The sequence below is a fragment of the Clavibacter sp. AC415 genome, from assembly GCF_979252985.1.
On sequence record NZ_CEEDAR010000018.1, the window covers coordinates 46,994 to 66,878 of the forward strand.

Below are 19,885 nucleotides of genomic sequence, written 5' to 3' on the forward strand. Positions count from 1 at the left end.
CGGGGCGTGCGTGCGCCTCGGCCCTCGGGCGTTCGAGGGCGGTCCGGTCCGCGCCGCGGGGGCGGCCCGGTCGGCGCCGCGGGGGCGGTCCGGTCCGCGCCGCGGGGCTAGCGTCGAGGGGTGACCGAGCCCCAGGATCCCGACGGCCCGACCGAGGACGAGCGGTGGCTCGTCGTGGGCGGGCGGCGGTGGCCGCGCACGGATCCGTCGCTGCCCGCCGAGGTGGTGGACGCGCTGACGTCGCACCTCGGACGCGGGCGCTCGGGAGTGGGCGCCGCGAAGCGCCGGGGTGACGACGACGCGGTCGCCGCCGCCCGGACGCGCGTCGGGCTCGCGAAGCACGGCCTCGGCGAGCGCGGACCGCGCTGGTGGGACGAGCCCGAGGACGCGCGCCTCGAGCGGGCGCACGCGGCGCTGCGGGAGCTCGACGCGCTCGACCGCCCCGCCGACTGACGCGACGTCCGCACGAGGCGCCCGGAGCACCACCCGACCCGGACCGGGCGCAGACTGGGCGCATCGAGCACCGAGGCCGACGTCCGCGAGCTGGCGCTGTCGCTGCCGGGCGTCGAGGAGCGCACCGCCTACGGGACCCCCGCCTTCTACGCCGGGCCGCGCATGATCGCCCGCCTGGTGGAGGAGCCCGGCGTGCTGCTGGTGTGGCGCGCCGACCTGGGCGAGCGCGAGGCGCTGCTGCAGGAGGATCCCGCCGCGTTCACGACGACCCCGCACTACGACGGCCACCCGAGCGTGCTCGTCCGGCTGGACCGCGTCCCCGCCGCACGGCTCGCCGAGCTGCTCCGCGAGGCGTGGGACGCCCGCGCGCCGCGGCGCCTCCGCGACCGGTGACGCCCAGGGGCCAGGCTGGTCCCATGCAGCTCTACTCCGCGCTCCCCCTCGTCCGCGCCCGCCAGATCGCGGCCGACACGGCCGCCCTCGTCGGCGTCGTCGTCTCCGTGCTGGTGGGGGTCGCCGTGGCGGCGCTCATCCGCCCGCTCGGGGACCTCGGCCGCAGCATGGAGAGCTCGGGCACGCAGCTGAGCGGATCCATGACCGACGCGGCCGACGCCCTCGGCCGGCTGCCGCTCGTGGGCGACGCCGCGCGCGGGCCGTTCGAGGACGCGAGCGGCATCGGCGCGGGCCTCGTGCAGGCGGGCCGCGACCAGCAGGCGCTGGTGGGGACGGTCGCCCTGGTGGTCGGGATCCTCGTCGCGCTCGTGCCGATCGCGCTCATCGTGCGGCACTGGCTGCTCCGGCGGATCTCGTTCGTGCGGCGCGCGTCGGCGGCCCGCGCCCTCGCCGGGACGCCCGGCGGCACGGAGCTGCTCGCGCTGCGGGCGCTCTCCACCCGGAAGCCGGCGGCGCTGCTCGCGGCGCACCCGGACCCGGTCGCCGCCTGGCGCGCCGGGGACCCGCGGGTCGTGCGGCAGCTCGCCGACCTGGCGCTCCGCGACGCGGGGGTGTCCGGGCGCTGATCGGGCCTCCGCGCGGGCGGGTGGTTCAGGTGCGCGCCCGGTCCCGAGCGCGCAGGATCCCCTCGGTCGCCGGCACCGCGGTGACGGCCGACAGGGCGGCCAGCGGCATGCCGACCACGAGCCCGAGCACGGCGTCACCCGCCGCCGCGAGCGCCACCGCCGCGGCCACGCCCGCGACGACCAGGACGCCGGCGATCGAGGCCGCCCACAGCACCGGCCAGGGGGCGCGCCCCCGCCACAGCGGGTAGGGCGCCGCCCCGAGCGCGGCCAGCGCCGCCGCGTACAGCGCCACAGCTGCCACAGCGGGCACGGGCACCGGATCCCCCGGAGCGGCGGCCTCCGGCGGGGTGCCGGCCAGCGACAGGAGCCAGAGGACGGTCAGGCCGAGGCCCGCGATCACAGCCGAGGTGGACGCCAGCACGGCGCCCGTCCGGAGGCGCTGCCTCACGCCCGACGACCTCGCGCGCGCGTCGCCCTCCCGTCGCCATCGCATGGGTCCAGTGGACCGATCCCCGCACGCGGTAGCAAGCCGCCGCACCGCCGGAGCGCCGTCCGGCGGACGCGAGCGCGGAGAGGGAGCATCCTCGGAGGCATGTCGCCTCTCCTCCTCGCCGGGCTCGCCGGTCTGCTCTCCGGGCTGTCGCTGGTCGTCGGATCGCTCGTCGCGTGGTTCGCGAGGGTGCCGCGGGAGGTCGTCGCGCTCGTCATGGCGTTCGGCGCCGGCGTGCTGATCTCGGCCCTCGCGTTCGACCTCGTGGACGAGGCCGCTGCGAGCGGCGGCTTCGTGCCCACCATCGCCGGGTTCGTCGCCGGCGCCGTCGTGTACGTGGTGCTCGACCAGCTGCTCGAGCACGGCGGGTTCCGCCGGAAGCCGCACCGGCGGAAGGGCGGCGGGGGCGGCACGGGCGTGGGGATCGCGCTCGGCGCCCTGCTCGACGGCGTCCCCGAGACGGCCGTGCAGGGCCTCAGCCTCACGGGCGGTGGGACGCTGAGCGTCGGCGTGCTCGTGGCCGTCGTGATCTCGAACCTCCCGGAGGGGATGTCGAGCACCGCCGACCTCAAGGAGAGCGGCCGCGGCCCGCGCTACGTCTTCGGGCTCTGGACGTCGATCGCCGTGGTCTGCGCCCTCTCCTCCCTCGGCGGCTACGCGCTGCTCGGCGGGCTCCCGGAGAGCGGCCAGTCGGTGGTCATGGCGTTCGCCGCCGGGGCGATCCTCGCGATGATCTGCGACACCATGATCCCCGAGGCGTTCCGCAAGGCGCAGGCGCTCACCGGCCTCGTGACGGTGCTCGGGTTCGTGGCGAGCTACGCGGTGCACCAGGCGGGCTGAGCCGCCGGGGCGGCGGCGGCCGGGCGGCCGGGCGGCGGCCGGTCAGTCGTCGGCGGGCCGATCCCGGGGCGAGACGTTGAAGCGGTGCAGCAGGCCCGCGAGCTGCTCGACCTCGGTCGTGTCCCAGGCGGAGAGCCGGTTCTGCAGGCGCTCGCGCGTGCCGGAGCGCACGTCCGCGAGGCGCTCCTCCGCCAGCGGCGTGAGCGACAGGATGGTGGAGCGGCGGTCCTCGGGGTCCGGCTCGTCCTGCACGTAGCCGGCCTCGCGCAGCACGCGGAGGTGGCGGCTCACCGAGCTCTTGTCCATGAGGAGGCCCCGCCGCGACGGCGCCCGCGGAGGAGGGGCCGGCGGTGCGGATCCAGCGCGCGACCGCGAAGGCGCCGGGCTGCAGGCCGGGGTGGAACGTCGCGGCCTCCTCGATGCGCAGGGACCGGATCGACATGAGCAGCGCCCCGAGCTCGGACGCCACCGACGAGACGGCGGCCGTGCGCACGTCGACCGAGGCGTCGGCGGGGCGGTCGGGTGTCGGCTCCGGGATCACGTGGAGACCCTAACCGACGCCGATCAGGGGGCCCGGTACGCGTTGCGGCCCGCGGTGGAGGTGGCGAGCTCGATGACGGAGAACGGCGTCCCCGTGACCGCGTCGGCCACCCGCAGCCCGAGCCGGAGCGCCGTGACCGTGTACTCCGCGCTCGTGCTCTGGCCGATGGCGGGGAGGAAGGAGGACCCGGCGGGCGCCGACGGCTGGTCCGGCTGGACGTTGACCCGCAGCGACAGGACGCGGGCAGGGCGTTGACGATCGGCGCGACGCGGGCGACGACGATCGCGGAGACGGCGGAGAGGTCAGCGCCGAGGGCTGTGACCGGTCCCGCTAGGCCCGTCGTGACCGCGTCGCGCACGGGAGCGACCAGCCCCGTGGTCAGCGTCCCGACCAGGCTGCTCGCCAGCGCGGTGACGGAGCCCAGGCCGAGCGCGGAGAGGAGTCCCGCCACGACCGAGCCCAGGCCGCCCAGGTTGAGGAGGGTCGGCGTGACGGTGAAGGGCTTGCCGCCGATCAGCTCCGCCAGGGTGCCCGAGTACTGGATGGCCAGGGACAGGATCGGGATCGGGTTGCCGATGAGCGGCTTGATGCTCACTGCCGCCTTCACATCGACGGCGACTTCGACGCTCCGCAGCGCGGTCGTCATGGCATCCCGGATCGCGACGCTGCGCTGATCGATGAGTGAGCCCACATTCGCGGCCACCGCGCTCAGGGTCGCCGCGTCGACGAGGATCTCCGTGTTCGGCACTTTGCCGTTGAGACCGTTCGGTCCCTTCCCGAGCAGGGTGGCGAGGTCGACGGTCACCGTGCCGGTCGCCAGGTCCACCGACGTGCTGCCATCGGCGCTCCGCAGCGGAGCCGTGAGCAACGGAGCCACCGCCGTGGCTGCAGCATCGACGCCCGTCACGCTGACCGATCCCGTCAGCGCTGCGAGTCCGAGGGTGCTGCCCAGGTTGCCGAGGGCGGTGAGGATCGTGTTGCGGAGCGCATCCGCGATCGCCCCCGTGGGCGTCGTCGTGGGCGTACCGCTGGTGAGCAGCGCGGCCGCGCCGGCCACGCCCGTGCCCGCCGCGGCGGTCACGGTGCCGGTGAGCCCCTTCACAGCCGGGCTCACGGCCGTGAGCTCGAGGCCCGCGATGCCGTACTGGCGGGTCGAGCCGGACTGCGATCCATCCCCCCACACGACGCTCTTCCGCCCACTGCACCAGTCGAGGACCGAGCTGGAGGCGACGGCGCCGAGGGCGAGCCGCGTGCTGGTGAGGGCGGAGGTGCCCGTGCCGGTGTTCACGCTCGCGAGGACCCGGTCGAGGCTGATCGTGGCGCGCCCCGGCAGGGCGGCCCCGGCCGCCCCCGACGTGACCCCGACGCCGCCCGAGTCGGAGACGAGCCCGCTGGCCGCCGCGGAGGTGCCGGTGCCGGTCACGCGGACGTACTGGTTGAGGGCGCCCGCCGAGCCGACGGGCAGGCCGGTGGACAGCCCGGTGAGGTCGAGGACGGCGGTGTCGCCGAGCACGCCCGCGACGAGCGGGTTCAGGTACACGCCGGTCGCGGGGGACGGGACGCCGGCCGGGGTCGGCTGCGATCCGGGCGCGGCGTCGTCCACCGCGGAGAGTCCGCGCACGGCCGCGACGGTGCCGAGGTCGAGGCCGAGCAGGCTGCCCCGGAGGAACCGGGAGGACGCCGTGGTCGTGAAGCCCGTGGAGGTGCCGCAGTCGAGGTCCTCCGTGCCGATGGCGCCCTTCGCCCACTCGCGGTCGGTCCACGCGGCGGCGACCGGCACGATGCCGGGGTCACCGCCCCGGCGACCAGCGCGACGGCGACGCCCGCGGCGACGAGCGACGGGGCGCGGCCGGCGAGGCGGGGCAGGCGGAAGCCGGCCAGCATGCGGCCGAGGCCGACGATCCGCGGCTCGGCGCGTCGGCGGCGCCCCCGGCCGACGAGGTCCTCACGACCCGCGCGTCCCTCACGGCCCGCACTGCGGCGCCCCCGGGTCCCCGTGCCCCCGCTCACGCGCCGCCCCCGTCCGGCGATCCGTCGACGAGGCCCGGACGGCGGCCCGCGCCCGGCCGCCGGAGCAGCAGACCCAGCGCGAGGGCGCCCGCGCCGGCCAGCGCGACGGCCAGCAGGTCGAGGGCGGAGCCCGTGCGCGGCAGCACCCCGCCGACCGCGGGCGGTGCGGCGGCCGGCGCCGGATCCGATCCCGCCGCCGTGAGGCCGACCGCGAGCGAGCCGGTGCGGCCCATCACGCGGGAGTCGCCCGACAGCGCGGGGTCGACGGACGCCGTCAGGAGGAGGTGCTCGCCCGCGGCGGCGGTGATGTCGGGGAGTCCCGTGCGCGGACCCTCGCCCCGGAACGCGCTCAGCGGGGTCGCGGCGAGCACGGGCGCGGATCCCCCGGAGCAGGCCGGCGCCGCGTGCGGTCCCTCGGCAGCGGGCGCGGGGATCCACGCGTCGTCGCAGCGGTCGAGCCGCAGGAGCACGCCCGCGTCGACCTCGGCCAGCTCGCCGCCCGAGCGTATCTCCACGGCGAGGCGCGCGACGTCCGCGTCGCTCAGCCGGGCGGAGATCAGCCAGTGGCCCGGGGCGCCGGGCGAGACGTCCAGCATGGCGGTGCTCCAATCGGAGGAGAGGGAGATGTACCCGGGCGTGCCGTTCTCCGGCACGTCGAGGAGGACCGCGGAGGCCCGGGTGCCGATGAGGCTCAGGCCGCCCACGAGCGCGAGCGCGGCGACTGCGGTGAGCGCGGAGCGGAGCGGCGACCGGCGCGGGATCGGCGCGACGGCCGACCCCGCCTCAGCGTGCATGGCGGGCCGGGCGGCGCGGCGATCGGGCCGCCGCGCGGCGGCCCGTCGCCCGGTCGCCGCGAGGGCTCCCGCGACGCTCCCCCGTCGGCCACGACGTGCCCACGAGCAGCAGCACCAGCGCGCCCGCGAGCCCCGCGATCACGAGCGGCGTGTGCAGCAGGCGGTTCGCGTAGCCGAGGTAGGGCGCGCCGCCGAGCACGCGGTCGGCCTCCGTCACCACGTACGGCGACGGGTCGACGGTGGCGTTCGCGTCGCCCTGCAGCACGAGCTGGCGGGCCGCGGGATCCGCGGGATCCACTCCCGCCGACAGCCGCTCCACCTCGCCCGTGACGGGTCCGACGGAGACGACGCGGTGCGTGACAGGCAGGTCGTAGCCCGGTCGCGGCACCTTCACGACGTCGCCCGGACGCAGGTCCGCGGCCGGCACGCCGTCGAGCGTGACGGCGGCGGATCCGGTCGGCAGCGTCGGCGCCATCGATCCCGTCATGAGCACCACGAGCGAGAGCCCGAGGATGCGCGAGAGGAGCGTCCACGCGATGACGAGCGCCCCCGCGATCCCCGTGAGGGTGAGCACGGCGTCGCGCACGACGAGCCCGGCGGTCCGCCGCGGACGCGTCCCGGCACCGCCGCGGGCGCGCGCGCGGGACGCCGCGACGGCATCGCGGCGGGCGGCCGCGAGCGCGTCCCGGTCCCCCGCGCGCGTAGCAGCGGCCTGCGCTGACATGATGCGGTCCCTCCGCGGTCTAGACCGACGTGGAGAGGAACTCCCACGCCGGCGTCACCGTGCGGCCCTGGAGGTCGTCGAGGGTCACCCCGGTCGGCAGGGTGGGCGCCGCGGGGAGCGTGATCTCGAAGCAGTAGAACTGCGTGTTGCCGCCGGACGCGTCGAGAGTCTGCGAGCCGGTGCCCGCGGCGGTGGCCAGGGGGCCGCTCGTCACGAGCGCGCCGGTCGCGAACGCCGCCGCGTCGCACGTGGTCGCCGTGGCGGAGACCGCGACGCGGAGCGTGAGGGCGCCGAGGAGCGCGTCGTCGGCGTCGTCGGCCTCGAGGCCGACGCCCACCGCGGGCTCGGAGTCCTGCAGGACGACGGTGCCGGCGACGGATCCCGCGACCGTGCGGAGCGCGACGGGCGCGTAGACGCTCGTGCCGGGCGTCAGCGCGAGCGCGCCGGCGGTGAAGGTGAGGTCCTGACCGGGGTTCGTCTCGTCCTGGGCGAACTCGGTGGCGAGGTACGGCGAGGAGACGTTCTGCTCGACCTCGAAGGTCGACGTGCCGAGGCCCGGGCCGCTGCCGTCCGCGTTCCCGCCGAACACCCACTCGGAGTCGGTCCACGCGGCGAGCGTCGCGGTGATGCCGAGCCCGAGGACGAGACCCCCGGACAGGAACGCCATCGTCTTGGTGCGCCGCGTCATGCGCGGGCGGTCTGCGTGCAGTGCCATGGTCGTGCTCCCCTGATCGCGCGGGTCCCGCATCCGATGCCGGACGGTCCCGCCCCCCTGTGCGTCGGCCCCAGCGGCCGACACGGCGAAGCTAGGGGCGACCCGGGCCTGCTCGGGATCCCGTGCGGGCGACGCCGGTAGCCCCGAGCCCATATGCCAGTGGTCGCGCGCGCCGGCCGGTCGGACTACCGAGACGGCGACTGTGCCCCGGTCGAGGGCCCGGGGACGGCAGCCGGGATCCGGGCGCGGGACCGCCCACTGGTAGCCTCGTCCGCGCAGGCGGGGAAGACGAAGGCGAGCAACATGACCGACGACACGACCGACACCGGCCACCGAGACGGCGGGGCGTCGGAGCCTCCCCTCCTCAGCCGGCGCGAGCTGCGCCGCCGCCAGCAGGAGATGGAGCAGGGCTCCCCCGACGCGTCGGGCGACGCGCACCGCTGGGTGGATCCGTTCCCCGCGGTCCCGCGCACCTCCGAGGGCGGCCTGTTCGGCCCCGACCGGGTGCGCCCGGGCGCGGCGCCGGCCGACGCCGATCCCGATGCCGCCGGCGACGCCGACGCCGACGCCGACGCTGACGCCGCCGACGAGGGCGCTCCCCTCGACGCCGACGCCGCGGAGGACGACGATGACGCCGAGGTCGTCGGTACGCACGCGTTCGACGAGCTGTTCGACGACGCGGACGAGGACGACGTGGATCCCGAGGACCGCGTCCCCGACGAGGCCCCGGCCGAGACCCGGGCCGATGCCGACGACGCGCCCCGCTCCGCCGCCGAGCCCGCCCCCGGCTCGTTCGACGCCGTGGTCTCCCCGGAGGCCGGATCCGCCTGGACCGTCCCCGCCCCGCACGTCGTCAACGCGCACCCCTTCCGCATGCCGCTGCGCCCGAGTGCCGAGGAGCCGCGCGCCGCGCGGTCCGGCGACCGGGACCGGTCCGCCGCCGACACGGCCGCGGCCGCACCCGAGGCCGAGGTCGCACCCGAGCCCGAGGTCGCGTCGGCCGACGACGCCCCGGTCGCCGTCCCCGTCGACGACGCCCCCGTCCCCGCCTCCGCCCGGCCGGCCGCCGCCCGTACCGCGTCGGCGCCCGCGTCGGCGCCCGCACCGCAGCCGGTCCCGGTCGCGACCCCGGTCGCCTCCCTCCCCGCCGCGCCCGACGACGCCCCCGAGGAGGAGCCCGCGCAGTCCCGCCGCCCCGGCACCGACCTCACGGCGTTCCCCGACGCGGATCCGCAGCGCTACGCCATGCGCACCCCGCGCCCCGACGCCGCGACGAGCGCCCTCACCCTCTTCCCCGAGCAGACCGGCCAGCGCCCCCCGCGCGGCCCGGTCGTCGCGCGCACCGGCTTCCGCGGGTTCCTCAACACCGTCACGGGCGGCCTGCTGAAGATCGGCCCGGGCCCGGAGGAGGCCGCCGCGAACGCGGAGGCCACCCGGCGCGAGGGCGACGAGCGGATCATCCGCCAGGCCACCTGGTCCCGCGCGGTCAGCGTGCTGGTCGCCAACCGCAAGGGCGGCGTGGGCAAGACCCCGACGAGCCTCATCCTGGGCGGCGTGCTCGGCTCCATCCGCGGCGGATCCGTCGCCGTGGTCGAGGTCACCGACGACCCCGGCGCGCTCGGCTACCGCGCGGAGGGCCAGCCGCAGCGCGGCCTCGGCGAGCTGGTGCGCGACCGCGACGAGATCCACAGCGCCGGGCAGCTCGCCGGCTACACGGCGCCGCAGACGAGCTTCGCCTCCGTCGTCGCGTCCGTGGGGCCGCGCCGCGAGCTCACGGGCGAGGACGTCGTGGGCGTCTCCCGCCTCATCGACGAGTACTACGCGGTGCGCGTGATGGACTCCGGCAACCAGCCGTCCTCCTCCGCCTTCCGCGGCGCGATCGAGGTCACCGACGTGCTCGTCGTGCCGGTGCTCAACGCGGGCGACGCGGTGCTCGAGGCCGTCGCGCTGCTCGACTTCCTGCGCGAGCTCGGCGGCCACGCCGCGATGCTCGCCGACAACGCCGTGATCATCCGCCTGCACGACGGGCGCCCGGAGGACCCCGCGGTCGTCGCGCGCATCGACCGCATCCTCGACGACGCCCGCCCGGCCCAGATCTTCACGGTGCCGTACGACGCGCACATCGCGGAGCGCGGGCCGATCTCGCTCGGCGCGCTCGGCCCCGAGGTCCTCCGCGCCTTCACGGCCGCGACCGCCGGGGTCGTGCAGCGCCTGGCGCACGCGGTCCGCTGACGGGCGCGTCCACGGGCGGCGCCGGGTCCGCCGAGGGCGCGCCCGGAGCCGACCCGCGCGACCCCGGCCCGCACGACCCCGGCCCGCGCCGTCGGCGCGTCCAGCGCGTCCGGCGCCCGCTCGACCGCGAGATCCTCGCGCTGGCGGTGCCGGCGCTCGGCGCGCTCGTGGCCGAGCCGCTGTTCCTCCTCACCGACACGGCGCTCGTCGGGCACCTCGGCAGCGCGCCGCTCGCGGGCCTCGGCATCGCGAGCGTGATCCTGCAGACGATCGTCGGGCTCCTCGTGTTCCTCGCCTACGCGACCACGCCCACGGTCGCGCGGCGGCTCGGCGCGGGCGACCGGCCGGGCGCGATCCGCGCGGGCATCGACGGCCTGTGGCTCGCCCTGGTGCTCGGGGCGGTGGTGCTGGTCGTCGGCTCCCTGGTCGCGGATCCGCTCGTGCGCGCCCTCGCCGGCACCGGCGGCGCCGACGCGGATGCCGCGGCGACCGCGGCCGTGGTCGACGCGGCGAGCACCTACCTCGGCATCTCGCTCCTCGGGATCCCCGCCATGCTCCTCGTCATCGCGGCGACGGGCCTCCTCCGCGGCCTGCAGGACACCCGCACCCCGCTGGTCGTCGCGGTGACGGGCTTCGCGGCCAACGCGGCGCTCAACGCGGTGCTCATCTACGGGCTCGACCTCGGCATCGCCGGCTCCGCGTGGGGCACCGTGGTCGCGCAGTGGGGCATGGCCGCGGTCTTCGTCGTGATCGCCGTGCGCGCCGCCCGGGACACGGGCACCACCCTGCGACCCGGCCTCCGCGGGGTCGCGCGCTCGGCGGCGTCCGGCGGCTGGCTGCTCGTGCGCACGGCGTCCCTGCGCGCCGCGATGCTCGCGACGGTGGCGGTCGGCGCGGGGCTCGGCGTCACGGGGCTCGCGACCCTGCAGATCGCCCTCACCCTGTTCTCGACGGTCGCGTTCGTGCTCGACGCGCTGGCGATCGCCGGGCAGGCGCTGGTCGGCCACGGGCTCGGCGCCGACGACGTTCCGCGCGTCCGGGCCGTCGCCCGGCGGCTCGTGCAGTGGGGCGTCGGACTCGGAGCGATGCTCGGCGTCCTCCTCGCGGCCGCGTCGCCGCTGCTCGGCCCGGTCTTCACGGGCGACCCGGCGATCCACCGCATGCTGACGGCCGTGACCCTGGTGCTGGCCGTGGGCCTGCCCGTCGCGGGCTACGTGTTCGTGCTCGACGGCGTGCTCATCGGCGCGGGCGACGCGCGCTACCTGGCCCTCGCCGGAGTCGTGAACCTGGCGGTCTACGCGCCCGCGCTGATCCTCGTGGCCTGGATCACGGAGACCGGCCGCGTCGCCGGCACACCCGCCCTGCTCGCGCTCTGGGCCGCGTTCGGACTCGTGTACATCGGCGCCCGCGCGCTCACGCTGGGCCTGCGCGCCCGCGGCGACCGGTGGATCGTGACGGGCGCCGCGCGCACCTGAGGCGCGTCAGTACATCGCGAGCGGTGCGCCGCCCCGCGGCCCCGGGAACGCCCGGTCGAGCGCGGCGAGCGTCTCCTCCGGGATCACGAGGTCGAGCGCGGCGCGGTTCTCGGCGACGTGCGCGCGCGTCGCCGCCTTCGCGGTGGCGAACACGTGCGGCGCCTGGCGGACGACCCACGCGAGCGCGAGCTGCCCCGCGCTCACGCCGAGGGGCGCGGCGAGGTCGGCGAGCACCGGATCCGTCGCGAGCCGCCCCTGGTCGAGCGGCGAGTACGCCATGACCGGCATTCGGCGCGCGCGGGCCCACGGGATCACGTCGTGCTCGGGCCCGCGCTGGGCGAGGTTGTAGAGCACCTGGTCCGTCTGCGCGGCGTCCCCGCCGGGGATCGCGGCCAGCTCGTCGAGGTCGTAGGCGTCCAGGTTGCTGACGCCCCAGGCCCGCACGAGGCCCTCCTCCACGAGCTCCTGCATCGCGGCGACGGTATCCGCGAGCGGGTGCGATCCGCGCCAGTGCAGCAGGTACAGGTCGAGCCGGTCGGTGCCGAGGCGCGCGAGGCTGCGGCGCGCGGCCTCGCCGGTGCCGCGCCGGGACGCGTTCGACGGGAGCACCTTGCTGATGAGGAACACGTCGTCGCGGCAGCCCGCGATGGCCTCGCCGACGAGCTCCTCGGAGCGCCCGCTGCCGTACATCTCGGCCGTGTCGATGGCCGTGAGGCCGTGGTCGATCCCGGTGCGCAGCGCGTCGAGCTCGGTCGCGCGGGCCCCGGCGTCGTCGCCCATGTTCCAGGTGCCCTGGGCGAGCGCGACCGCGCTGCGGCCGTCGGGGAAGGTGGTCGTGGGGATCCCGGTGTCCGTCATCCCCCCATCCTGCGCCGGTCGGGTGGACGCGGCCCGGGAGGGAGGAGGACGCGACGCGGCGCCCTCAGGTCCGCGGCGTCGCCGGCACGCCCGGGAAGGTCGGCACCCAGCAGCGCACGGCGTCGCGGTAGCGGCGGAACGGATCCCCGAAGCGGGCCTCCAGGTCGGCCTCCTCGCCCGGCCGCACGACGTGGTTCCAGAGCGACGAGCCGATGACGGCGTAGGCGACCACCATCCACGAGCCGAGCACGAGCCCGACGGCCGCGGCCTGCGTCACGCCCGCGAGCGCCATCGGGTTCCGCACGAACCGGTAGGGCCCGGCGATCACGAGGCGCGTCGCGGTCGCGGCCGGGAGCGGGGTGCCGCCGCCGCGGGTCGACATGGCCGCCGCGGACCAGATCCCCAGGGCGCTCGCGAGCACCAGCACGACGATCCCCGCCGTCGGCACCGCCACGGCCGCCGCCCCGTCCGGCAGCGGCACGGCGACCCGCCACCGCAGCTCCAGCCAGCGGATCGCGAGGGGCGCCACCACGAGGAAGGCGCCCCAGAAGACGACGATCTGCGCGGCCGTCGCGGCCACGTGGCGGGAGGTGGCGGCGCTCGCGTCCGCGGGCCGGGCCGCGAACGGGCCGATGAGCGCCCACCGGCTCGGCAGCCGGCCGAGGAGCAGCAGGGCGCAGGCGACGAGCGATCCGAGCGCGGCGACCGCCATGACCACGACGCCCACGCCCGCCTCCCGGGTGACGGTCGCGAACCCGGCGAGCGCGACGGCGACCACGAGCGTCCAGGAGGCGGCGACGAGGGCCGCCCATCGGATCCCGGCGGCGGCGAGCGCCGACCCGACCACGAACAGGGGGACGTCGAGGAGGGCGACGGGCAGCGGATCCAGCGACCCGAGCGTCGCCGCGCGCACCGCGGGCACGGTCGGCACGGCGACCCACCACGCGGCCCCGCCGAGCGCCTGCGCGGCGAACCAGATGCGGGCCCACGTGCGCACCGCGCCGCGGACGGCTGGTCCGCCGCGCGCCGGGCCGGATGCCGCGGCCGTCACTGGGCGTCCGCGTGCTCCGGCGGCCACACCACCGCGAACCGCTCGAAGACGATCTCCTCGTCCTCCGACCACACGGCGCCGCGGGCCGCGCTCACCCGCTGCCAGTAGATCCGGTGCTGGATGCGCCAGCTGTCGAGGGAGAGGTCGTCCTCCCCCTCGTCGTGCGCGAAGGCGGCGTCGGCGCTCGCGAAGGGGCCGACGCGGAGCTCGGTGCTGCGGATCACGATGCGCGGCGTCCCGGCGCCGTCGCACGCGATCCAGTGCGATCCGATGCGCGGCACCTGCTCGCCGCGGGCGAGGAAGTCGGCGACGAGCTCGGCCGTGGCGCGCTTCCGGCCGTCGAGCACGATCCCGAGCAGCTCGTCCGCGAGGCGCGCGGTGTCCCCGAAGCGCTCGACCGTGTGCTCGGGTCCCGCGGCGACCGCCTGCGGGTGCGCCTCCGCGTACGCCGCCCACATCCGCGCCGCGGCGACGAGGTCGGGCGGGGAGGCGGGCGCGGTCGCATCGCTCATGGTCCCGATGCTCCCACGGGGGCCGGCCGCGGCCCGCTACGTCGCCGTGCCGCCGTGGCGCCCGTAGCCTGATCCGGTGGAAGACCCGACGCCGCCGCCCGCCCGCCGTTCCCGTCCCGAGCGTGACGCCGGCCGCCGCTCCGGCCGCCCCGCCCCCGACCCCGAGGCGCGCTCGGAGGCGCTGAAGGAGCGGATCTACGTCACCTTCACGGCGCTCGCGGTGACCATCGCGACCGAGCGCGAGGCCGACCACGCCACCGTCGGCACGGCCGCGCTGACCCTCCTGCTCACGGTGGTGGGCACGCTGCTCGCGGTGTCGGTGGCCGAGTACATCGCGCAGATGGTGCGCGACGGCGAGGTGCCGGACCGCCGCGACGTGGCCCACATCCTCTACGTGTGCGGCAGCTCGCTCGGTGTCCTGCCCGCGCCGCTCGCGATCCTCGGGCTCTCCGCGCTCGGCGCGCTCGACCTGGCGACGGCCCTGCGGATCATCTCGATCGTGCTGGTGGCGACGCTCGTGCTCGTGACCCTCATCGCGGTCCGCCGGCTCCGCGTCGCGCTCGGCGTGAAGCTCCTGGTGCTCGCGGGCGTCGCGGCGCTCGGCGTCCTGGTGCTCGCGGTGGAGCTTGCGGTCCACTGAGCGTCGGCGGCCGGCGGGGGCGCGGATCCCCACGGGAGCGGGCGCGCCCGTAGCGTGACCGCATGACCGCCGCCCCGCTGCCCGCGCGCATCGAGACCGCGCGCCTCCTGCTGCGGCCGCTCGGCCCGGGGGACGCGGACGTCGTCCACCGCCTCTGGACCGAAGCGCGACCCCCGCGTCCCGCCGGAGCGCCGCGTCGACGGCGACGGACACCCGACGCGCGACGAGGTCCGCGCCCGCCTGGCCGTGCAGGCCGAGGAGTCGCTGCGCACCGGGCTGGGGCTCCGGGCGGTGGAGCTGCGGGCGGCCCCGGCGTCGTGGGCTACTGCGGCCTCGTCGTCGGCAGCGCGTCCGTGGAGGAGCCGGAGCTCGCCTTCGAGCTGCTGCGGGCGGTGCACGGGGACGGCCTCGCGACGGAGGCGGCGTGTGCCGTGGTCGCCGCGGCGCGCGGGTCCGGCCGCACGCGGCTCTGGGCGACCGTGCGGCGGTGGAACGTCCCGTCCCTCCGTGTGCTCGCCAAGGCCGGCTTCACGGAGAGCGGCCGGGTGACGGCGGATCCCGACCACGGCGACGTGGTCTGGATGACGCACGACCTCACGGCGTGACCCCGGGCCCCGCCTCCCCGCCGCCGGGCCCTGCCTCCTCGCCGTCCGGCCGCGCCTCCGGACCGCCCGCCCGCGCCTCCCAGCGCGCCTCGCCGTCCACCATCACGTCCGTCGGCGTCAGCCCGAGCCGTCGGGCGACGGCCTGCGACGCCGCGTGGTCGGGGTGGATGCGCGCCTGCACCGTCCCCACGCCGTCCTCCCGCAGCCACCCGAGCATCGCGGCCGCGCACTCCGCCGCGGCGCCGGCACCCTGGGCCCCGGTCCCGATCAGCCACGCGGCCTCCGCCGTGCGCGCCTCCCGCTCGCCGGTCACGGTCGCCTGCACGAAGCCGGCGGCCCGCCCCGAGGCGCGCTCCCGGATCACCCACACGAGCCACCGCTCCGACCCGTCCGGCGAGCGCCCCGCCGCCTGGCGCGCGAACCGGGTGCGCAGCGCGTCGAGCGTCGGCGGCACGCCGCCCGTGAAGCGGTACAGCGCCGGATCCCCGAGCACCCCCACCATCTCGCCCGCGTGCGCGACCACCAGCGGCTCGAGCGCGTACCGCTCCGTGACGAGCACGGGAGCGGGCGACGTCGTCATCGCCCGATGCTCCCATGCGCCGAGCGGCACGCCCGTCGTGCGGGCCGACGGGCGACCCCGATCGCGGACACGGCGCTCCGGACCCGCGCGACGGGACCGCGTGTGATCTGATCGCCCCATGAGCTCGGAACGCGGCCTCGAGCGGCTCGTCGCCTTCAGCGACGCGGTCGTCGCCATCGCCATCACGCTCGTCGTCCTGCCGCTCGTCGACACGGCCCGCGACGTCGACGGCGGCAGCGTCGCCGACTTCGTCCGGGAGAACGCGGCGCCCCTGGGCGCCGCGGCCCTCAGCTTCGTCGTGATCGCCGCGCTCTGGCAGGCCCACCATTCCGTCCTCGGTCGGATCCGCGCCCTCACGCGGGGCATGATGCGCGCGAACTGGCTGTGGCTGGCCGCCATCGTCTTCCTCCCGCTGCCCACCGTCCTCATCGTCGGGGCCGCGCAGGAGGACCGGCTCGGCGTCGTCATCTACATCGCGACCATGCTGGTCGCGTCCGCCTCCCTGGCGGTGCTGGCCGAGCTCGGCATCCGCGCCGGCGCCGCGCTCGACGACGACCCCGCCGCCGCCGACACCAGCGGCGCCGACCGCACCGGCCGCGACCTCGACCCGGACCAGGTCCCGCCGAGCCACGCGGCCCTCCGTCGGAGCCGCTGGATCCCGACGGGCCTCATGGCGCTGGCCCTGGTCCTCGCTGCGGCGGTCCCCGGCGTCGGCACCTGGGCGCTCCTCGTGCTGCTCATCACGATCCCCCTCGAGCGCCTCGGCCGCCCCCGCCGTCGCCCGCGGCGCACCCCGCCGATACGCTGACGACGTGACACCCCGCGGCGCCCCGACGCCCTCCGCATCCGCCGTGCCCAGCACCCCCGCCGCCGCGCTCGCCGCTCCCGGCGGTCGCCGGATCGCCGTGCAGTTCGTGGCGATGGGCACCGTGTGGGGCGCCAGCTTCCTGTTCATGAAGGTCGCGCTGGAGGGCGTCTCGTTCGGCCAGGTGTCCTGGACCCGGCTCGTGCTCGGCGCGATCGCGCTCGGCCTCATCGTCGCCGCCCGACGCCTGCCGCTGCCGCGCGAGCGCGTCGTCTGGCTGCACTTCGCGGTCGTCGGCGTCGTCGGGTCGGCCATCCCGTTCTCGCTGTTCGCCTGGGCCGAGCAGCACGTCACCTCGGGCGTCGCGAGCATCTACAACGCGACCACCCCGATCATGACGGCGCTCCTCGCGACCCTCGCCTTCCGCGTCGAGCGGCTCGGCCGGCGACAGCTCGCCGGCATCGCGCTCGGCATCGCGGGCGTCGTCGTGATCATCGGCCCGTGGCGGCTCACCCCGTCCGCGGAGGCGGCCGCGTCCGGCCAGCCGCTGCTCGAGCTCGCAGGCCAGCTCGCGTGCCTGGGCGCCGCCCTCTGCTACGGCATCACGTTCGGCTACCTCCGCCGCTTCCTCACGCACCGCGGCATCCCCGGCGTGGTCACGGCCTTCATGCAGATCGGCATGGGCGCCGCCGCCATGGTCGTCGCCACCCCGTTCCTCGCCACCGGGCCCGTGTCGCTCGACGTGCCGGTCGTCCTCAGCCTGCTGGTGCTCGGCGTCATCGGCACGGGCCTCGCGTACCTGTGGAACATGAACGTGCTGCTCGCCTGGGGGCCCACCGCCACCTCCACCGTCACGTACATCACGCCCGTGGTGGGCGTCGCGCTCGGGATCCTCGTGCTCGGCGAGACCCTGCACTGGAACGAGCCCGCCGGCGCCGGCCTCGTGCTCCTCGGCGTGCTCCTCTCCAGGGCCGCCGCCGTGCGGCCCACGATCCGGCGAGCCGCCCGTGGAGCGAGGACGCCTTCCGTAATGCGATGAGCGCATGGAGCGCATCATGGACGGCCGGGAGGTCGGGGAGCCGCAGGTCGACCAGTGGGTCGACGAGGCGGAGGCGGGATACGACGTCGACGCGCTGCGGTCGCGCGTGGGTCGCGTCCCGCGCGGGGAACGGCCGCGAAGGTCATCCCCGTGCGCCTCACGGACGCGGAGCTCGCCGCCGTGATGGCGCGCGCCGAGCGCGAGGGGCTGAACCGCTCCGACGCGATCCGGGCGGCGCTCGACGCCTGGTCGCACGCCGCGTGATCCTCCGCTAGTCCGCTCGGAAGCACGGCGTGTCGGACGACGACATCATCGCGGCCGCCTCGGCACCGGTCGTCGCGGGAGCGCTCGACGACGAGGAGCCGCGACGCGCACCCCTCCGACGCCCGGCTAGGCTCGCCGGGTGCGTCTCGTCATCGCCCGCTGCTCCGTCGACTACGCCGGCCGCCTCAGCGCGCATCTCCCCCTCGCCGTCCGCCTCCTCATGGTCAAGGCCGACGGGAGCCTCCTCGTCCACTCGGACGGCGGCTCCTACAAGCCCCTCAACTGGATGAGCCCGCCCTGCACGATCGTCGAGGTCGAGCCGGACGACGACCAGGCGCTCGCGGGGGTCCGCGAGATCTGGCGCGTGGTGCAGCCGAAGACGGCCGACATGCTCGTCGTCTCCATCCACGAGGTGCTGCACGACTCCGCCCACGACCTCGGCGTTGACCCGGGCCTCGTGAAGGACGGTGTGGAGGCGCACCTGCAGAAGCTCCTCGCCGAGCAGATCCACCTCCTGGGCGACGGCCACGAGCTGGTGCGCCGCGAGTACATGACCGCGATCGGGCCGGTCGACATCCTCGCTCGGGACGCTGCCGGCCGGTCGGTCGCGGTGGAGCTCAAGCGGCGCGGCGACATCGACGGCGTGGAGCAGCTCACGCGCTACCTGGAGCTCATGAACCGGGATCCGCACCTCGCGCCGGTCACGGGCGTGTACGCCGCGCAGGAGATCAAGCCGCAGGCCCGCACGCTCGCCGAGGACCGCGGGATCCGCTGCCTCCTCCTCGACTACGACGCGATGCGCGGGCTCGACGACGGGCACTCGCGCCTCTTCTGACGCGGGCCGCGCCCGGGGCGTGCTCCGGGTGCGCTCCCGGCGGGCACCCGCACGACCCTCGTAGGGTGGCTGCGTGACCGCACCCGACACGACCACGCCGCCCTCCGTCGCCGGCTCCGCGCCCTGGAGCTGCATCCTCTTCGACCTCGACGGCACCATCACCGACTCGGCCCCCGGCATCACGGCGCAGCTCGCGAAGACGCTCGTCTTCATGGGCCTGCCGGTCCCGGGCCCCGCCCAGCTGCTCGAGTACGTGGGCCCGCCCATCCTCGACTCCTTCCGCGACCTCGCGGGCATGGACGACGCGGCCCAGCAGCGCGCGCTCGCCCACTACCGCGCGGGGCTACGCGGCCGGCGGCGTGTTCGACAGCGCGGTCTACGACGGCGTCCCCGAGGTGCTGCGCGCGATCCGCGCGGCCGGCATCCCCCTGTCCCTCGCCACCAGCAAGCCCGAGTCGCAGGCGCGCCGCGTGCTGACCACTACGGCCTCACCGGCCTCTTCACGGAGATCTGCGGCGCCAGCGAGGACGAGGTGCGCTCCGCCAAGGCCGACGTCATCGAGGAGGCGCTGCGCCGGCTCCGCGCGGCGGGCGTCGACGTCGCGAACGCGGTGATGGTGGGCGACCGCGAGCACGACGTGCTCGGTGCCGCCGCGCACGGCATCCCGACCGTCATGGTCGGCTGGGGCTACGGCAGCCCGGCCGAGGCGGCGGGCACGATCGCGGTCGTCGAGACGGCCGCCGAGCTCGCCTCGCGCCTGGTCCCGGAGGTGCGGGCACCCGCCGCCTGAGCGGCCCGCTCCGATCCTCGACAAGCAGGAGCGTTTCCACAGATCCGGCTGCCGACCCCCGTCCACCCGGGGTTAGCAACACGGAGTGACAGAATGACCCGCGGAGGAACCATGTCATCACCGCAGGACCTGCAGGACCCGCTCGCCCTCGACAGGCAGGTCAGCTACTCGCTCGTCGTCGCCGCGCGCAGCGTGACCGCCCTCTACCGCCCCATCCTCGATCCCCTCGGGCTCACCCACCCGCAGTACCTCGTCCTCCTCGCCCTCTGGGCGCGCGGGCCCCGCTCCGTGAAGGACCTCAGCCACGAGCTCCAGCTCGACAGCGCCACGCTCTCCCCCCTCCTCAAGCGCCTGGAGGCCATGGGCCACGTGTGGCGCGTGCGCCGCGCCACCGACGAGCGCGTGCTCGAGATCGGCCTCACCGACCAGGGTCGGGAGCTGCGCGAGCGGGCCGTCACCATCCCGCAGCAGATCCGCGACCGCCTGTCCATGTCGGAGGAGCAGCTCCAGGGGCTGAAGTCGGTGCTCAGCCAGGTCATCGACAACGCGAAGGCGCTCCCCGAGACCATCTAGCCGGGGGCGCCGCGCCGCGCCGTCCGCCGCACCCGCACCC

23 protein-coding genes and 1 pseudogene are annotated in these 19,885 nt (G+C 76.6%); 14 read left to right on the forward strand and 10 right to left on the reverse strand.

From position 1 onward, the window contains the following. Positions 1-120 precede the first annotated feature (120 nt). From ACZ411_RS11130 to ACZ411_RS11140, 3 genes are all read left to right on the forward strand, one after another. Positions 121-453: a biopolymer transporter Tol gene (locus ACZ411_RS11130; RefSeq protein ID WP_464170619.1), complete on the forward strand. Its 333-nt coding sequence runs from the start codon at positions 121-123 to the stop codon at positions 451-453. Positions 454-555: 102 nt separating this feature from the next. Beyond that, complete coding sequence (locus ACZ411_RS11135) at positions 556-846, forward strand: MmcQ/YjbR family DNA-binding protein (RefSeq protein ID WP_464171118.1); 291 nt, start codon at positions 556-558, stop codon at positions 844-846. A gap of 23 nt (positions 847-869) precedes the next feature. Next, positions 870-1,472 (forward strand): hypothetical protein, encoded by a 603-nt coding sequence (locus tag ACZ411_RS11140; RefSeq protein WP_464170621.1) that lies wholly within the window; start codon positions 870-872, stop codon positions 1,470-1,472. Positions 1,473-1,497: 25 nt separating this feature from the next. On the opposite strand, the gene ACZ411_RS11145 is transcribed toward ACZ411_RS11140, so the two are convergent. After that, positions 1,498-1,920, reverse strand: coding sequence for a hypothetical protein (locus ACZ411_RS11145; RefSeq protein ID WP_464170623.1), 423 nt, complete (start codon positions 1,918-1,920; stop codon positions 1,498-1,500). A 144-nt stretch (positions 1,921-2,064) separates the two neighbouring features. Between ACZ411_RS11145 and ACZ411_RS11150 the strand changes: the two genes are divergently transcribed. Beyond that, the gene (locus ACZ411_RS11150) at positions 2,065-2,802 is read left to right on the forward strand and encodes a ZIP family metal transporter (protein WP_094116745.1); all 738 of its coding nucleotides are present in this window, start codon (positions 2,065-2,067) and stop codon (positions 2,800-2,802) included. Between the two features lie 42 nt (positions 2,803-2,844). On the opposite strand, the gene ACZ411_RS11155 is transcribed toward ACZ411_RS11150, so the two are convergent. From ACZ411_RS11155 to ACZ411_RS11175, 5 genes are all read right to left on the reverse strand, one after another. Then, complete coding sequence (locus ACZ411_RS11155) at positions 2,845-3,093, reverse strand: MarR family winged helix-turn-helix transcriptional regulator (protein WP_464170625.1); 249 nt, start codon at positions 3,091-3,093, stop codon at positions 2,845-2,847. After that, the gene (locus ACZ411_RS11160; RefSeq protein WP_464170627.1) at positions 3,090-5,123 is read right to left on the reverse strand and encodes a choice-of-anchor G family protein; all 2,034 of its coding nucleotides are present in this window, start codon (positions 5,121-5,123) and stop codon (positions 3,090-3,092) included. The genes ACZ411_RS11155 and ACZ411_RS11160 overlap by 4 nt, the downstream gene beginning before the upstream one ends. A gap of 226 nt (positions 5,124-5,349) precedes the next feature. Next, on the reverse strand, positions 5,350-6,147 hold the full coding sequence (locus tag ACZ411_RS11165) for a hypothetical protein (RefSeq protein ID WP_464170629.1): 798 nt from the start codon (positions 6,145-6,147) through the stop codon (positions 5,350-5,352). Then, entirely contained in the window at positions 6,137-6,871 is a 735-nt protein-coding gene (locus ACZ411_RS11170; protein WP_464170631.1) for a S24/S26 family peptidase, read from the reverse strand. The genes ACZ411_RS11165 and ACZ411_RS11170 overlap by 11 nt, the downstream gene beginning before the upstream one ends. A 19-nt stretch (positions 6,872-6,890) precedes the next feature. Beyond that, positions 6,891-7,586 carry a SipW-dependent-type signal peptide-containing protein gene (locus tag ACZ411_RS11175; RefSeq protein ID WP_464170633.1) on the reverse strand — a complete coding sequence of 232 codons (696 nt, stop codon included), beginning with the start codon at positions 7,584-7,586 and terminating at the stop codon, positions 6,891-6,893. A gap of 303 nt (positions 7,587-7,889) precedes the next feature. Here ACZ411_RS11175 and ACZ411_RS11180 point away from each other — a divergent pair, with 303 nt between their 5' ends. Next, entirely contained in the window at positions 7,890-9,818 is a 1,929-nt protein-coding gene (locus tag ACZ411_RS11180) for a MinD/ParA family ATP-binding protein (protein WP_464170635.1), read from the forward strand. Positions 9,819-9,958: 140 nt separating this feature from the next. Further along, complete coding sequence (locus ACZ411_RS11185) at positions 9,959-11,293, forward strand: MATE family efflux transporter (RefSeq protein WP_464171120.1); 1,335 nt, start codon at positions 9,959-9,961, stop codon at positions 11,291-11,293. A gap of 6 nt (positions 11,294-11,299) precedes the next feature. Here ACZ411_RS11185 and ACZ411_RS11190 read toward each other — a convergent pair whose 3' ends face one another. The 3 genes from ACZ411_RS11190 to ACZ411_RS11200 form a co-directional block, all read right to left on the reverse strand. Next, the gene (locus ACZ411_RS11190) at positions 11,300-12,151 is read right to left on the reverse strand and encodes an aldo/keto reductase (RefSeq protein WP_464170637.1); all 852 of its coding nucleotides are present in this window, start codon (positions 12,149-12,151) and stop codon (positions 11,300-11,302) included. A 64-nt stretch (positions 12,152-12,215) separates the two neighbouring features. Further along, positions 12,216-13,148, reverse strand: coding sequence for a methyltransferase family protein (locus tag ACZ411_RS11195; RefSeq protein ID WP_181032821.1), 933 nt, complete (start codon positions 13,146-13,148; stop codon positions 12,216-12,218). A 50-nt stretch (positions 13,149-13,198) separates the two neighbouring features. Further along, entirely contained in the window at positions 13,199-13,714 is a 516-nt protein-coding gene (locus ACZ411_RS11200) for an ASCH domain-containing protein (RefSeq protein WP_464170640.1), read from the reverse strand. A 76-nt stretch (positions 13,715-13,790) separates the two neighbouring features. Here ACZ411_RS11200 and ACZ411_RS11205 point away from each other — a divergent pair, with 76 nt between their 5' ends. Together ACZ411_RS11205 and ACZ411_RS11210 are read left to right on the forward strand one after the other, a co-directional pair. Next, on the forward strand, positions 13,791-14,354 hold the full coding sequence (locus tag ACZ411_RS11205) for a hypothetical protein (RefSeq protein WP_258071708.1): 564 nt from the start codon (positions 13,791-13,793) through the stop codon (positions 14,352-14,354). Positions 14,355-14,416: 62 nt separating this feature from the next. Beyond that, a complete protein-coding gene (locus ACZ411_RS11210) occupies positions 14,417-14,959 on the forward strand; it encodes a GNAT family N-acetyltransferase (RefSeq protein ID WP_464170643.1) in 543 nt (180 codons plus the stop codon). Here the strand turns inward: ACZ411_RS11210 and ACZ411_RS11215 are convergent. Beyond that, complete coding sequence (locus tag ACZ411_RS11215; RefSeq protein ID WP_464170645.1) at positions 14,949-15,539, reverse strand: GNAT family N-acetyltransferase; 591 nt, start codon at positions 15,537-15,539, stop codon at positions 14,949-14,951. The two genes, ACZ411_RS11210 and ACZ411_RS11215, sit on opposite strands and share 11 nt — an antisense overlap. Positions 15,540-15,657: 118 nt before the next feature. Here ACZ411_RS11215 and ACZ411_RS11220 point away from each other — a divergent pair, with 118 nt between their 5' ends. The 6 genes and pseudogenes from ACZ411_RS11220 to ACZ411_RS11245 all read left to right on the forward strand — a co-directional run bounded on the left by ACZ411_RS11220 (position 15,658) and on the right by ACZ411_RS11245 (position 19,845). Beyond that, positions 15,658-16,347: a TMEM175 family protein gene (locus ACZ411_RS11220; protein ID WP_464170647.1), complete on the forward strand. Its 690-nt coding sequence runs from the start codon at positions 15,658-15,660 to the stop codon at positions 16,345-16,347. A 4-nt stretch (positions 16,348-16,351) separates the two neighbouring features. Next, complete coding sequence (locus ACZ411_RS11225; RefSeq protein ID WP_464170649.1) at positions 16,352-17,383, forward strand: DMT family transporter; 1,032 nt, start codon at positions 16,352-16,354, stop codon at positions 17,381-17,383. Positions 17,384-17,533: 150 nt separating this feature from the next. Next, positions 17,534-17,647, forward strand: a complete 114-nt coding sequence (locus tag ACZ411_RS11230) for a ribbon-helix-helix protein, CopG family (protein WP_464170651.1) — start codon at positions 17,534-17,536, stop codon at positions 17,645-17,647. A 139-nt stretch (positions 17,648-17,786) separates the two neighbouring features. After that, a complete protein-coding gene (gene nucS / locus ACZ411_RS11235; RefSeq protein WP_464170653.1) occupies positions 17,787-18,482 on the forward strand; it encodes an endonuclease NucS in 696 nt (231 codons plus the stop codon). A gap of 73 nt (positions 18,483-18,555) precedes the next feature. Further along, positions 18,556-19,272 (forward strand): annotated as a pseudogene (locus ACZ411_RS11240) (HAD family hydrolase). 111 nt (positions 19,273-19,383) lie between these two features. Further along, entirely contained in the window at positions 19,384-19,845 is a 462-nt protein-coding gene (locus ACZ411_RS11245) for a MarR family winged helix-turn-helix transcriptional regulator (protein ID WP_094116756.1), read from the forward strand. Positions 19,846-19,885 lie beyond the last annotated feature (40 nt).

Excerpts from the sequence above, each read along its gene's own strand:
- ACZ411_RS11140 (WP_464170621.1), top strand. The coding sequence starts at position 870 with ATGCAGCTCTACTCCGCGCTCCCCCTCGTCCGCGCCCGCCAGATCGCG.
- ACZ411_RS11150 (WP_094116745.1), top strand. The coding sequence starts at position 2,065 with ATGTCGCCTCTCCTCCTCGCCGGGCTCGCCGGTCTGCTCTCCGGGCTG.
- ACZ411_RS11165 (WP_464170629.1), bottom strand. The coding sequence starts at position 6,147 with ATGCACGCTGAGGCGGGGTCGGCCGTCGCGCCGATCCCGCGCCGGTCG.
- ACZ411_RS11170 (WP_464170631.1), bottom strand. The coding sequence starts at position 6,871 with ATGTCAGCGCAGGCCGCTGCTACGCGCGCGGGGGACCGGGACGCGCTC.
- ACZ411_RS11175 (WP_464170633.1), bottom strand. The coding sequence starts at position 7,586 with ATGGCACTGCACGCAGACCGCCCGCGCATGACGCGGCGCACCAAGACG.
- ACZ411_RS11180 (WP_464170635.1), top strand. The coding sequence starts at position 7,890 with ATGACCGACGACACGACCGACACCGGCCACCGAGACGGCGGGGCGTCG.
- ACZ411_RS11190 (WP_464170637.1), bottom strand. The coding sequence starts at position 12,151 with ATGACGGACACCGGGATCCCCACGACCACCTTCCCCGACGGCCGCAGC.
- ACZ411_RS11200 (WP_464170640.1), bottom strand. The coding sequence starts at position 13,714 with ATGAGCGATGCGACCGCGCCCGCCTCCCCGCCCGACCTCGTCGCCGCG.
- ACZ411_RS11210 (WP_464170643.1), top strand. The coding sequence starts at position 14,417 with ATGACCGCCGCCCCGCTGCCCGCGCGCATCGAGACCGCGCGCCTCCTG.
- ACZ411_RS11215 (WP_464170645.1), bottom strand. The coding sequence starts at position 15,539 with ATGACGACGTCGCCCGCTCCCGTGCTCGTCACGGAGCGGTACGCGCTC.
- ACZ411_RS11220 (WP_464170647.1), top strand. The coding sequence starts at position 15,658 with ATGAGCTCGGAACGCGGCCTCGAGCGGCTCGTCGCCTTCAGCGACGCG.
- ACZ411_RS11245 (WP_094116756.1), top strand. The coding sequence starts at position 19,384 with ATGTCATCACCGCAGGACCTGCAGGACCCGCTCGCCCTCGACAGGCAG.